The sequence below is a fragment of the Vibrio sp. 1078-1 genome (assembly GCF_033340475.1).
This window is the reverse complement of sequence record NZ_JAWOWM010000009.1, coordinates 44,419-57,976: the sequence shown is the minus strand read 5'-3', so window position 1 is coordinate 57,976 and position 13,558 is coordinate 44,419. Positions and strand designations below refer to the sequence as shown.

The 13,558-nt window shown below is 45.5% G+C and carries 11 protein-coding genes; 1 reads left to right on the top strand and 10 read right to left on the bottom strand.

All coding sequences use genetic code 11. From position 1 onward, the window contains the following. Positions 1 to 160 precede the first annotated feature (160 nt). On the bottom strand, positions 161 to 1,714 hold the full coding sequence (gene guaA / locus R7190_RS16700; RefSeq protein WP_005383721.1) for a glutamine-hydrolyzing GMP synthase: 1,554 nt from the start codon (positions 1,712 to 1,714) through the stop codon (positions 161 to 163). A 99-nt stretch (positions 1,715 to 1,813) separates the two neighbouring features. Next, positions 1,814 to 3,280 carry an IMP dehydrogenase gene (gene guaB, locus R7190_RS16695; RefSeq protein WP_005391524.1) on the bottom strand — a complete coding sequence of 489 codons (1,467 nt, stop codon included), beginning with the start codon at positions 3,278 to 3,280 and terminating at the stop codon, positions 1,814 to 1,816. A gap of 231 nt (positions 3,281 to 3,511) precedes the next feature. Here guaB and xseA point away from each other — a divergent pair, with 231 nt between their 5' ends. Beyond that, complete coding sequence (gene xseA, locus R7190_RS16690; RefSeq protein ID WP_031780844.1) at positions 3,512 to 4,843, top strand: exodeoxyribonuclease VII large subunit; 1,332 nt, start codon at positions 3,512 to 3,514, stop codon at positions 4,841 to 4,843. Positions 4,844 to 4,856: 13 nt separating this feature from the next. On the opposite strand, the gene R7190_RS16685 is transcribed toward xseA, so the two are convergent. The 8 genes from R7190_RS16685 to rodZ all read right to left on the bottom strand — a co-directional run bounded on the left by R7190_RS16685 (position 4,857) and on the right by rodZ (position 13,274). Next, positions 4,857 to 5,081 carry a zinc ribbon domain-containing protein gene (locus R7190_RS16685; protein WP_005381691.1) on the bottom strand — a complete coding sequence of 75 codons (225 nt, stop codon included), beginning with the start codon at positions 5,079 to 5,081 and terminating at the stop codon, positions 4,857 to 4,859. Positions 5,082 to 5,390: 309 nt separating this feature from the next. Beyond that, on the bottom strand, positions 5,391 to 6,266 hold the full coding sequence (locus R7190_RS16680; protein ID WP_136976160.1) for an alanyl-tRNA editing protein: 876 nt from the start codon (positions 6,264 to 6,266) through the stop codon (positions 5,391 to 5,393). A 59-nt stretch (positions 6,267 to 6,325) separates the two neighbouring features. Further along, a complete protein-coding gene (der, locus tag R7190_RS16675) occupies positions 6,326 to 7,822 on the bottom strand; it encodes a ribosome biogenesis GTPase Der (RefSeq protein WP_005381694.1) in 1,497 nt (498 codons plus the stop codon). A 167-nt stretch (positions 7,823 to 7,989) separates the two neighbouring features. Further along, positions 7,990 to 9,150, bottom strand: a complete 1,161-nt coding sequence (bamB, locus tag R7190_RS16670) for an outer membrane protein assembly factor BamB (RefSeq protein WP_005381696.1) — start codon at positions 9,148 to 9,150, stop codon at positions 7,990 to 7,992. 12 nt (positions 9,151 to 9,162) lie between these two features. Then, positions 9,163 to 9,777 (bottom strand): YfgM family protein, encoded by a 615-nt coding sequence (locus tag R7190_RS16665; protein WP_005381697.1) that lies wholly within the window; start codon positions 9,775 to 9,777, stop codon positions 9,163 to 9,165. 126 nt (positions 9,778 to 9,903) lie between these two features. After that, a complete protein-coding gene (gene hisS / locus R7190_RS16660; protein ID WP_005381698.1) occupies positions 9,904 to 11,172 on the bottom strand; it encodes a histidine--tRNA ligase in 1,269 nt (422 codons plus the stop codon). Between the two features lie 26 nt (positions 11,173 to 11,198). Next, positions 11,199 to 12,317, bottom strand: coding sequence for a flavodoxin-dependent (E)-4-hydroxy-3-methylbut-2-enyl-diphosphate synthase (gene ispG, locus R7190_RS16655; protein WP_005381699.1), 1,119 nt, complete (start codon positions 12,315 to 12,317; stop codon positions 11,199 to 11,201). A gap of 6 nt (positions 12,318 to 12,323) precedes the next feature. Then, complete coding sequence (gene rodZ, locus R7190_RS16650; protein ID WP_005381700.1) at positions 12,324 to 13,274, bottom strand: cytoskeleton protein RodZ; 951 nt, start codon at positions 13,272 to 13,274, stop codon at positions 12,324 to 12,326. Between the last annotated feature and the right edge of the window lie 284 nt (positions 13,275 to 13,558).

Below are 13,558 nucleotides of genomic sequence, written 5' to 3'. Positions count from 1 at the left end.
TACCAGTTATAATAATTAAACAATCAAAGTGAATATATATTTAATTTAACCGCATGTATATATCTCTCACAAAAAAGTTGAGTCACCTCTTCACAAACTTGAAGTACAAAAAAACCAGCCCGAAGGCTGGTTCTTATAAACTCAACTGTCTAGAGGAAAATTATTCCCACTCGATTGTCGCTGGTGGCTTACCTGAAATGTCGTAAACAACACGAGAAATGCCATCAACTTCGTTGATAATACGGTTAGAAACCTTACCTAGGAAGTCATATGGTAGGTGTGCCCAATGAGCAGTCATGAAGTCGATGGTTTCTACCGCACGTAGAGACACAACCCAATCGTACTTACGGCCATCGCCCATTACACCAACAGAACGAACTGGTAGGAATACCGTGAACGCTTGAGATACTTTGTCATATAGGTCTGCAGCGTGAAGCTCTTCAATAAAGATAGCATCAGCACGACGTAGCAAGTCACAGTACTCTTTCTTGATTTCACCAAGAACACGAACACCTAGACCTGGACCCGGGAATGGGTGGCGGTAAAGCATGTTATAAGGCAGGCCTAGCTCTAGACCAATCTTACGTACTTCATCTTTGAACAACTCACGTAGTGGCTCAACAAGACCCATTTCCATGTCATCTGGAAGACCGCCCACGTTGTGGTGCGATTTGATCACGTGCGCTTTACCAGTCTTAGATGCAGCTGACTCGATTACATCAGGGTAAATCGTACCTTGAGCTAGCCATTTCGCGTTTTTCAGCTTCTTAGACTCTTCATCGAATACATCTACGAATACGTGACCGATAGTCTTACGCTTCTCTTCTGGGTCAGACTTGCCTTCAAGTGCTTTTAGGAAGCGTTCTTCAGCGTCAACTTTGATGATGTTCAAACCAAATTGGTCGCCGAACATATCCATTACTTGTTGACCTTCGTTTAGACGCAGTAGACCGTTATCAACAAATACACACGTTAGCTTGTCGCCGATTGCACGGTGAACCAGCATCGCAACTACCGATGAATCAACACCACCAGATAGACCTAGGATAACTTCGTCGTCACCCACTTGCTCTTTAATGCGAGCAACCGCGTCTTCGATGATAGATTCCGAAGTCCATAGACGCTCACAGCCACATACGCCAAGAACAAAGTTCTCAAGCATTTGTAGGCCACCTTTTGTGTGTGTCACTTCTGGGTGGAACTGAACACCGTAGTATTTCTTCTCTTCGTTCGCCATCGCAGCGTAAGGACAAGTGTCTGTCTCACCAACTTTTACGAAATCGGCTGGGATCTCTACTACTTTGTCGCCATGGCTCATCCAAACGTCTTGAGTTGCTTCAAGGTCTTTAAATAGAGCACATTCACCAGAAACTTTAACCTGAGCGTAGCCAAACTCACGTTCGTTAGAGCCCGCTACTTTGCCTCCTAGCTGTTCCGCCATGGTTTGCATGCCGTAACATACGCCAAGCAAAGGAACACCAGAATCAAACACATATTGAGGCGCGCGTGGAGAGTTCTCTTCCGTTACGCTTTCTGGACCGCCAGATAGGATAATGCCATCTGGGTTGAATTCGCGAATATCCGCTTCTTCTACATCCCAGCTCCATAGTTCACAGTAAACGCCGATTTCACGTACGCGGCGTGCTACTAATTGAGTGTACTGAGAACCGAAGTCCAAGATCAGAATACGTTGGTCATGGATATTTTTAGTCATTTTGAGCAGTCTTTTTAAGGCTAAGTGATTAAAACCGAGGCGAGTGTACTCGCCTCTTCTTAATGCTTCAAGGAAAAAGCAAACGTTTCCGTTAGGTAATTAGTTCCCTAGACGGTAGTTCGGCGCTTCCTTAGTAATTTGAACATCGTGTACATGAGACTCTTGCATACCTGCACCAGAGATACGTACAAATTCAGCTTTCGTACGCATATCTTCGATAGTTGCAGAACCAGTTAGACCCATGCTTGAACGTAGACCACCCATTTGTTGGTGTACGATCTCTTTTAGACGGCCTTTGTATGCGATACGACCTTCAATGCCTTCTGGTACTAGCTTGTCCGCTGCGTTGTCAGACTGGAAGTAACGGTCAGAAGAACCTTGAGACATAGCACCAAGAGAACCCATGCCGCGGTAAGACTTGTAAGAACGGCCATTGTATAGAATCACTTCACCCGGCGCTTCTTCAGTACCAGCAAACATAGAACCAACCATCACACATGATGCGCCAGCTACGATTGCTTTACAGATATCACCTGAGAAACGGATACCACCATCAGCAATAACCGGAATACCATAATCATTAGCCACTTCTGCCGCATCTGCGATTGCAGTGATTTGTGGAACCCCCACACCCGTTACAATACGAGTTGTACAGATAGAACCAGGGCCGATACCCACTTTCACTGCGCTTACACCAGCTTCGATTAGTGCTTTAGCACCAGCACCAGTTGCTACGTTACCACCGATGATGTCTAGATCTGGGTATGCTGCGCGAGTTTCGCGGATACGGCTTAGAACACCTTCAGAATGTCCATGTGAAGAGTCGATAAGTAGAACGTCAACGCCAGCTTCAACTAATGCAGCAACTCGCTCTTCGTTACCAGCACCAGCACCAACGGCTGCTCCAACACGTAGGCGACCACGCTCATCTTTACATGCATTTGGTTTACGTTCTGCCTTGTGGAAATCTTTCGCAGTAATCATACCGGTTAGTTGGAACTCATCATTCACAACCAATACTTTCTCTACACGAGCTTCGTGCATTTTCTCTTGCACTTCTTCTCGTGTTGCACCTTCTTTAACTGCTGCCAACTTCTCTTTTGGCGTCATTACTGAAGATACTTTCTTAGAAAGGTCCGTCACAAAACGAACGTCACGACCAGTGATAATACCAACAAGCTCATTGCTCTCAGTGACAACAGGGAAACCTGCAAAACCATGCTTTTCAGTGAGTGCAACAACATCAGCGATGGTCGCGTCAGGGTTTACAGTAACCGCGTCAGTTACCATACCAGCTTCGAACTTCTTAACTTTACGAACTTCGGCTGCCTGCTGCTCAATAGACATGTTCTTGTGGATAAAGCCAATGCCACCCTCTTGCGCTAGCGCAATTGCTAGACGAGCTTCAGTAACAGTGTCCATAGACGCTGAAATCATTGGGATGTTTAGGGTGATGTTCTTAGTTAGCTGAGTGCGAAGATCAGCTGTGTTTGGGAGAACGGTGGAGTGTGCTGGCACAAGTAGTACGTCATCGAATGTCAGCGCTTCTTTGGCAATTCTTAGCATTTGCAATATCTCACAATTAGAGGAGTAAAAAGAACAATCCAATCTCATCGTTTCGCATAATGAGGGTAACCTGCGTTAGCAACTAGCTACATTTGGATTAGATATTGCGGAGGGATTATACGGTTAACGCAATCGCTTGACCACAAATTTTTTAATTTTTTTCTTGCAATTACCCCCTTGCTATGTATTATATTGCCGCTAATTTCCATACTCACGTCTAAGAGATTAGCTGTGCTCTCCAAGACCAATCAAAACATCTTTACTGTTTCTCGTCTCAACGCAGAAGTTCGCTTACTCCTTGAAAACGAAATGGGGATCGTTTGGCTCGTCGGAGAGATATCCAACTTTTCAGCTCCTGTCTCTGGTCACTGGTACCTCACTCTTAAAGACTCTCGCGCTCAAGTTAAATGTGCCATGTTTCGTGGTAACAATCGCCGCGTTACTTTCAAGCCCGCTAACGGTAATCAAGTCCTAGTAAAAGCTCGTCTTTCTCTTTATGAGCCTCGCGGTGACTACCAATTGATCATCGAAAGCATGCAACCGGAAGGTGACGGCCGTCTTCAGCAAGAGTTTGAAGAGCTGAAAATGAAGCTTGCAGCAGAAGGGTTGTTCGCGCAAATCAATAAGCAATCTTTGCCTGAGCACCCTAAACGTGTTGGCGTCATCACATCGAAAACTGGTGCCGCGCTTTACGATATCTTAGACGTATTGAAACGTCGTGATCCTTCCCTACCTGTTGTGATTTATCCGACAGTGGTACAAGGTGAGGACGCAGCCATTCAAATTGCACAAGCCATTGGTCGCGCTAACAGCCGTGATGAATGTGATGTGCTAATTGTGGGCCGAGGTGGTGGTTCATTAGAAGACTTATGGTGCTTTAACAACGAGATATTAGCTCGCACGATTGCAGCAAGCCAAATTCCTATTATTAGCGCCGTTGGACATGAAGTTGACGTGACAATAGCTGATTTTGTCGCCGACGTACGCGCGCCTACTCCATCAGCAGCCGCTGAGCTAGTAAGCCGTGATAACAGCCACAAAGATCAAGCTTTAGTTACCCGCCAGCATAAGTTAGCAAGCGCGATGCGTTACTACCTAGCACAACAAAAGCAGCAATCTGCTCAATTAGTGCACCGTCTAGAGAGACAGCACCCAAGCTATCGCTTGCAACGTCAGACGCAACAGTTAGATGAGTTGGACATGCGCTTACAGCGAGTGATGAGTCGTTTTATTGCCTTGCGTCAACAGCGAATCGAGCGTCAACATTATCGGCTGCAATTAAATTCTCCTGTAACACGCCTTAGCGAGCAGAAGTCGAAGCTAGAACGTGTTGAGCAAAAGCTCATGGATGCAATGGATCGCAAATTACTGACTATGCGCCATCAACTCGCGATTGCCGCAGAAAAGTTGGACACCGTCAGCCCACTAGCGACATTGAAACGAGGTTACTCAATTACTCAAACTGAGCAAGGTAAAGTAATTACGCAATCTTCAGATGTAAAGTCGGGAGATGTATTGATTACCCGGTTAGCCGAAGGTGACGTTCGTTCTACCGTTAACTGAATACAAACTCTGGTTAACTGACTTTCTGGAACTCAAATCGGACACGTGATTTTGATTTGAGTTCATTACACACATTACAAAAGTAACTCGCAGCACCGCATGCTTGCAGCTTCTCCAGCTCCGCCTCACAATCAGGGCAAAAACCTACCTTTTTAAAATCCGATTCACACTGTGCACAATGGTATTGTCCTGTCCATTCCAGTTCGACATTGCAAGTCGGGCAAATGTTCTGCTGCATATCCCGTTCCTCTCTCTAAACTAAGCAATTTCGAGTAACGCATGCTACTCAAAATAACGAACAAGTATGTTGATCTTCATCACCGCCCTAACAAGTTTCACGAGGCGATAACCATACTTGATACGTAGGATCTTATACTGATCGTCTGATATTTACTCCTTGATCAGCGATCACCCCTTAAAAGAATATTTATATAACCACACACCGAAAGCATAAGTTACATATTCTGCATTCCAATTTAAGGCAGAATAAAAAACCTTATAGGAATTTAATTAAACGAAAAATTAGAATTTAATAAAAAGATCTTATTCAGAAAGCAGTGTTTACATTGGTGTGCATTTCGATAGTTTGAGCGTCGAGCTCAACGAGTTTAACTTGGATAAAAGCAAACTCATTTAAATGGCTCGCATGCGTTCCACCACAAGGGATTACCGCTAATTGACCTTCCCCTAAATCGCACTTCCAATAGCGAGAATCCGTTAATCTATCGCCGTGGCATTCCATGGTGATCATCGCATCTCTTTGAAGCCATTCAACCAGTTGGCCATTCACTTTTTCTGCAATCGCCTGGAGGTCATTCAGCATATCTGCACTGTTTAATCCTCTTTTACGGAGTGTTTTGCCTAAACGGTACGTATCGAGGCACTTGTCTGGAGTGACATAACTAGTAACTTGCGCATAGCTATTAAAGTCATAATAACCATGTGGGTCTTTGCGGTCTGCGTCTTTTCGCCAATAGTCTTCCGATAGTACTTTATTCAACGCCAAATACGCTAAGTGTCCTGCAGTGTGGCCTCGACTCACAGCATTTTGATAGTCTTTATCTACCGCTAATGTTACCAAGTCATTAATTGCAAATGATTCCGTACGTGATAAAACATGCACGACGACAAACACCCAACCTTCAGCATCACGCTTTACAGGGATGTCACTACCCACATACAAAGCACCACTCTCCTGCTCCACTGCTCCAACTTGGCAATCTACTACGTCATGCTCAGACCCATTCACCTTCAACGTTCCTTTATCTGCAGGGTGATCCGGCCATATGTGACTAACGGGATGGAACGGCGTGACATCTGTAATAACGTAAGTCACTTCTTCCGTAGATTGAACGAGCTGTATTTGTGCTTCTAATTGCCATGTTTGATGACAAAAACGAGTCTTTGTTGCTGTGATAGTCATTTTTACGATTACTTTTGATAAAAAAATACCCAAGTAGAAACTTGGGTATTCGAATTTCATTATTTATTGCGGTTTTTCACCATCGACATCATACGCTTACGTTTACGCTCTTGTGATAGCGTAAGCTTATTCGTACGGTTCTCGTATGGGTTATCACTGTTGTGGAAGTTAATGCGAATCGGTGTTCCCATAATTTCCAGAGACTTACGGAAGTAGTTCATCAGATAACGTTTATACGAATCTGGCAATTCACGAACCATGTTACCGTGGATAACAACGATCGGTGGGTTGTAACCACCTGCGTGTGCGTATTTGAGTTTGATACGACGACCACGAACCATTGGCGGTTGGTGATCATCCACAGCCATCTTCATGATACGCGTCAGTACTGACGTACCCACACGCGTTGTCGCCGAGTTATATGCTTCTTGGATAGATTCAAACAAGTGACCAACGCCAGTACCGTGCAGCGCAGAGATAAAGTGGATACGCGCGAAGTCGACGAATCCTAGACGGCGGTCCAGTTCTTTCTTCACGCTTTCTTTCACGTCACTGTCTAGACCATCCCACTTGTTAACGGCGATGACAATTGAGCGGCCAGCATTCAGTGCAAAACCAAGCAAGCTTAGGTCTTGGTCTGAAATATTTTCACGAGCATCAATCACCAGTAGAACGACGTTTGCATCTTCTACCGCTTTCAGCGTCTTAACAACAGAGAACTTTTCAACCGTTTCATTGATACGACCACGACGACGAACACCTGCGGTATCAATTAGTACGTACTCGCGTCCATCACGCTCCATCGGGATGTAGATAGAATCGCGCGTTGTACCAGGCATATCGTATACAACCACACGTTCTTCACCCAGAATACGGTTAGTCAGTGTCGATTTACCTACGTTAGGACGACCGATGATCGCCAACTTAATCGGCTGCTCTTGAAGGCGTTTGAACTCTGCTTCTGCGTCTTCTTCAGTGTAATCTTCAACAAGAGGCTCTTCGTCTTCGAATCCAGTCAGGTCTTCAATCTCACCGTCTTCAGACTCACTTGTTAGTAGATCATCAAAGAATGGAGATAAAGCACGCTCAAGCAAAGCGGTCACACCACGGCCATGAGCGGCCGCAATCTGGTACATATCATCCACGCCGAGCTGCCAAAAGTCAGCACACGCCGCATCGGCATCAATACCATCGATTTTGTTTACTACCAGCATCGCTGGCTTTTCAATTTTACGCAGATGCGCAGCAATTGCTTCATCTGAAGGTGTCAGACCAGCACGACCGTCAACAAGGAACAATACAACATCAGCCTCATCAATCGCGGCTAATGACTGTTCTGCCATCTTTGTTTCCACGCCTTCTTCTGTGCCATCGATACCACCAGTATCAATCACAATGAATTCGTGCTCTTCACCAAGTCTCGCCTGGCCATATTTACGGTCTCGCGTTAGGCCTGGAAAGTCCGCAACCAACGCGTCACGAGTGCGAGTCAATCGGTTAAATAGTGTAGATTTACCTACGTTCGGACGCCCTACTAGAGCTACAACAGGTACCATAACAACCTCTACAATAATCTTTCTTCTGTAGTTATAGGTAACGACTTGCTCGATGCCAAATCAAACCAGCTTTTTACCTATAACCACGTCAGGGTTAATAAATTCAAACAACAAAACGGCTCCTAGCTGTCACCAGCCAGGAGCCGAATGTGAATTATATCACGATATTATTCGTTAATGGTTAGTTTCTTTACATCGCCGTTGCGAGTTGTAATCACATAACCATCCGACAATAACGTCGGGCCAACTGCCAAGCCACTATCATCGACAAACTGCTGCGCAACAAATTCGCCCGTTGAACGATCCATCCAGTGAAGGTAACCAAGCGTGTCACCGACAACGAGATAATTGCCAACAATAACTGGCGCTGTAAGTTGTCGGTGCTCAAGCAAGCTGTTTTCCCACAACTCAGTTCCGCTTCGTGAATCAACGGCAACAACATGATCTTTTTCCGTTATCACAAAGATGCGGCTACCATCTGTAGAAATGTCTGTTGCAGATGAGTAATTACGCTTCCAAATCGGGTTCGCTGAACGCAAATCAATGGCGATAAGTTGACCATTGTATCCAATGGTGAAAAGAGTACCGCCTAGCACAATTGGCGATGAATCAACGTCAACCAAACGATCAATTTCTGTCGCGCCTTTTGGCGTACCAACAGGCTGTTGCCAAATCAACTGACCACGCTCAACGATAGCAGCTGCGAGTCGGCCATTTGCCGTTCCCCAAAATACACCGCCGCCAATTGCAGTCGGAGTACTGTCGCCACGTAAAGTTAAGTTCGGCACTTCTGTGCTCAATGCCCAGCGTTGCTCACCTGTACTCTCATTAAGGGCAATCAGCATGCCTCGGCTAGTATTGATGATAATAAGGCCTGAATCTGCAACTGGCTTCGCCAGTACCTCACCACCAACTTTTACACGCCAAACAATTTCACCTGTTTCTTGGTCAAGAGAGATGACTTCACCATTCTCAGAGCCAATGTAAAGGTTTCCGTATGCCGCTGTGATACCACCAGAGAGACGAGCAATGACATCTTCTTCTAGGTCCGTTTGCCAACGTTGTTTACCATTCTCAGGATCCAGCGCTTTTACTAAGCCATCACGACTTGCCACGAACAATGTATCATTCGCAAATACAGGGGATAGTTTTGAAAAGTAATGACCAACACCATCGCCAACCGATGTGCTCCACTCACTACTGGTTGTAAACTGACTGTCTACCTGAGGTAGTGGCGCCATTACAATGGTGTCTTTCTCACCTGCACAACCGGCAAGTACTCCCATTGTTAACGCCCCTAGCAAGGCTTTCTTAAAGACTCTTTTCATCCAATGCGGTCCTTATTTCGCCAGATCGTCCAATTTCATTTGTAGTGTCGGGCTTGCATCTGCCGCTTGCTGAGCTTCAGTATACGCAGCGTACGCAGCATCTTTGTCACCTTGGCGAATCGCAATATCGCCACGAAGTTCAGCAATACGACCTGTCCATGCTGTATCAGTGACGTTACTTAGCTCTGCCGTTGCAGCGTCGAAGTTACCCATTTCCGTCTCAATACGCGCAATGCGGTAACTAATCAATGGTAACAACGCAGCATCTTGAGTGTTGCTTTGCGCCCACTTCAGTTGCTCCAATGCAGCAGAAAGGTCTTGAGCTTCAACTTGTGCTTTAGCAAGTTGTAGTGCAGCCAATACTGAATATTCTTTTACTTCATTTGACTCAATGAAAGCTTTCACGTCAGCTTGAGCATCAGTGCCTTTGTCTTGCAAAGCATTCATTGCTGTCGTGTAGCTTTGAGAAGCTGCTTCACTCGCCTGAATCACAGAATCCTGGTAGTAACGCCAGCCAAATAGACCACCTAAACCAACAACCGCACCGATGATGACGGCTTTGCCGTTTTCCTTCCACCAGTCTTTAATGGCTTCAACTTGTTGTTCTTCAGTATCGTAAAGTTCCACTTCCTGTCCTCTTAAAACATGTAAATGGCAGCTTAGCTGCCATTATTCCTATTTCGTTTAAAGGCTCCACATTTGGGAGCCTTAGCTTACGAACTAGGATGTAATTTTGTTAGATTACTAAAAGACTTAAATCAGTGCTGCGATCTTTTCTGCAACTTCTGCTTGGTTGTAAGTCTCTTGCTCACCACCAGCTAAGTCTTTCAGTACTACCGTGTTATCCGCAACTTCGTTTTCGCCCAGAACCAATGCTACAACAGCACCAACTTTGTCTGCGCGTTTAAACTGTTTCTTGAAGTTACCGCCACCGAAGTGATTCATCACACGAACGCCTGGAACAGACTCGCGAAGCTGTTCTGCTAGCTTCATTCCTGCCATCATGGTGCCTTCACCCGCAGTGACTACGTACACGTCAACACTGCGACGAACGTCTGTCAGTTCCAACGTTTCTAGCATCAGTACTAGACGCTCTAGGCCCATTGCAAAGCCAACCGCTGGTGTTGGTTTACCACCTAATTGCTCTACAAGGCCATCGTAACGACCACCGCCACATACAGTGCCTTGAGCACCTAGGCTCTCAGTGATCCACTCAAATACCGTGCGATTGTAGTAATCCAGACCACGAACTAGACGTTCGTTAACTGTGTATTTGATACCTGCAGCGTCTAAAAGTTCACATAGACCTGCGAAGTGTGCTTTAGATTCTTCACCCAAGTAATCTGAAAGGCGAGGCGCATCACCTAAAATAGCTTGAACGTCTGGGTTCTTCGTATCCAGAACACGCAGTGGGTTCGTGTGCATGCGACGCTTACAATCTTCATCTAGCACATCAATATGTTGCTCAAGGAATGCAACCAGTGCAGTACGGTAGTCTGCGCGGTCTTCTTGAGAACCGATAGAGTTCAGCTCAAGACGGACATGTTCATTGATACCTAGCTCACGCCATAAACGCGCCGTCATCATGATAAGCTCTGCATCAACATCTGGACCATTTAGACCAAACACCTCAACACCACACTGGTGGAATTGACGGTAACGACCTTTCTGCGGACGTTCATGGCGGAACATAGGTCCCATGTACCACAGACGCTGTTCATCACGGTTGATCAGGCTGTTTTGGATACATGAACGTACACAACCCGCCGTACCTTCAGGGCGAAGTGTTAGGCTGTCGCCGTTACGGTCATCAAAGGTGTACATTTCTTTTGAAACGACGTCTGTTTCTTCACCAACAGCGCGGCTGAATAGGTTTGTTTCTTCAACGATTGGCATGCGCACTTCGTTATAACCGTATGCGCTAATTACATTTTTCACTGTGTTTTCTAATTTTTGCCACAGTGGCGACTGAGTTGGGAGGCAATCGTTCATGCCTCGAATTGCTTGAATTGTTTTTGCCACAATACTTACCGTAATTCTCGTTGAGATTAATCTTGTACTTTAACTTCGATGCGGTTTTCGCCATTCATCATAGCTGCTTTCGCACGGATCTTAGCTTCTAGCTTATTCACAAGGTCATCGTTATCAAAGCGCTCTTTCTGGCGTTTACCATCTTCGTAGAATGCGCTCTTCTTGTTACTACCTGCTAGACCTAAGTGAGAAACTTCTGCTTCACCAGGGCCGTTTACCACACAACCGATGATAGACACATCCATTGGCGTGATGATGTCTTCTAAACGTTGCTCCAGTGCATTCACCGTACCAATCACATCGAATTCTTGGCGTGAGCAGCTTGGGCACGCAATAAAGTTGATGCCTCGAGAGCGAATGCGCAGAGATTTAAGGATGTCGAAACCGACTTTGATTTCTTCAACTGGATCGGCAGCCAAAGAGATACGCAGCGTATCGCCTATCCCTTCAGATAACAGCATACCTAAGCCAACAGATGACTTAACAGCGCCAGCTCGAGCACCACCCGCCTCTGTGATACCTAAATGAAGAGGCTGATCGATTTTCTTCGCCAGCAGACGATATGAATCCACCGCAAGAAAAACGTCTGAAGCTTTCACGCTAACTTTAAATTGGTCAAAGTTAAGACGATCGAGATGGTCTACGTGACGCATCGCCGATTCAACCAAGGCTTCTGGCGTTGGCTCACCGTATTTCATCTGTAGGTCTTTTTCCAAAGATCCACCATTGACACCAATACGGATCGGGATGTTTTTATCGCGAGCGCAATCAACAACAGCGCGAATGCGCTCTTCATTGCCGATGTTACCTGGGTTGATACGTAAACAGTCAACTCCGTACTCCGCAACTTTCAGCGCGATACGATAGTCGAAATGAATATCAGCCACTAAGGGGACAGAAACTTGCTGTTTAATCAGTTTGAAAGCTTCTGCTGCGTCCATCGTAGGCACAGAAACTCGAACGATATCTGCGCCGACTTTTTCTAGTGCTCGGATTTGAGCGACTGTCGCTTCTACGTCAGTCGTGCGAGTGTTAGTCATTGACTGTACTGCAATTGGCGCACCATCACCAATTGGCACATCACCCACATAAATACGCGTCGATTTACGACGAATAATTGGAGATTCGTGTTGCATAATTTTTTATAACGGTAGAGTGAATCTAGCTACTTTGCCTGAAGTATACCCAGAAAGGTCGACAGGTTCACTTGCAAATGTCATTGTAACCCCTTCCGGTGCGCCTAATATCACTTTAAATGGCGCTTTTCCGGTAAGTTCTACATCTTGTCCTGGCTTATGAGTACCACTTACCAGCGTTTTACCATTGGTGTCTTTTACTTGAATCCAACAGTCCGCTTTAAACTTCATAGTAAGAAGTGTCATGCCTTCAGGTACTACTGGCGCAGGCTGTTCCTCTTCCGCCGCTTCAATCACGGCAACAGGTTCTTCAGAATCTACGCTTGTTGTATTTTCAGTTTCAGTCAGCAAAGGATCCGCCCCTTGCTCAACGGATGCTTCAGTCGATTCAGCAACGCCTTCATTAGTTGAAGCAACTTCTTCAGGAGTGCTTGCGATTAACTCTTCAGCCGTCATCAAATCGATATCAGCTAATTCTTGAGCAGTGGGCTGCGGCGCTTCAACACTTGAATCCGTTACTTCCTTAGTTAGGCTATTCTCTTGTTGGTTTTGCCACCACCATGCCGCTGAAATGCCAATAATGACCAGCCCGATAACCCAAGTAAGGAGCATAATACGGCTATTGTGCTTCTCGTCTTTTGTTTTACGAGAGAAGCTTTGCATTTCAATTTCTTGCTCTTGAGGCTGAGCATCGGCAGTCTGCTCTAACGCCGTCAAAACCACCTTCTCATCAAGACCTACGAATTTAGCGTAAGAGCGTAAGTAACCACGCGTAAATGTCGCGACTTGTTGAGATTCAAATCGGTTATTTTCAATATCTTCAATCACAGAAATGCGAAGCCTCAGGCGATCGGCAACTTGCTTTTGGCTCATTCCCAAGGATTCACGTTTGTTTTTCAGTAATGTGCCAGCTTCAATAGAGAGTGGCACTTCATTCGTATTTTCGTGTTCTGTCATAATGGCGGTATTTAATCTGTTTTAGTGGCTAACGTGGTCATGTATTTTCGTTATTGTTCTTAAGCCTCTTTAAAGATAGCTAGCCTAAACGCGTTAACCAAAAATAATAATTTTAAGAAACTCTCAGCGATCTGAGTGCGAATACCCGTTTTGCAAAAATCAGCAAAACGTATGTGAGAAAGTGCTGAGAATTATCGGTGTCATCGTTAGTGTTACATATCATGATAAGCGAATGCGCAACGAAGACAAAAACTCTTTACACTCAAACTAACAGATAGCTCAAG

Coding starts and splice junctions, on each gene's coding strand:
- R7190_RS16680 (WP_136976160.1), bottom strand. CDS start 6,266: ATGACTATCACAGCAACAAAGACTCGTTTTTGTCATCAAACATGGCAA.
- R7190_RS16685 (WP_005381691.1), bottom strand. CDS start 5,081: ATGCAGCAGAACATTTGCCCGACTTGCAATGTCGAACTGGAATGGACA.
- guaA (WP_005383721.1), bottom strand. CDS start 1,714: ATGACTAAAAATATCCATGACCAACGTATTCTGATCTTGGACTTCGGT.
- guaB (WP_005391524.1), bottom strand. CDS start 3,280: ATGCTAAGAATTGCCAAAGAAGCGCTGACATTCGATGACGTACTACTT.
- ispG (WP_005381699.1), bottom strand. CDS start 12,317: ATGCAACACGAATCTCCAATTATTCGTCGTAAATCGACGCGTATTTAT.
- bamB (WP_005381696.1), bottom strand. CDS start 9,150: ATGAAAAGAGTCTTTAAGAAAGCCTTGCTAGGGGCGTTAACAATGGGA.
- der (WP_005381694.1), bottom strand. CDS start 7,822: ATGGTACCTGTTGTAGCTCTAGTAGGGCGTCCGAACGTAGGTAAATCT.
- rodZ (WP_005381700.1), bottom strand. CDS start 13,274: ATGACAGAACACGAAAATACGAATGAAGTGCCACTCTCTATTGAAGCT.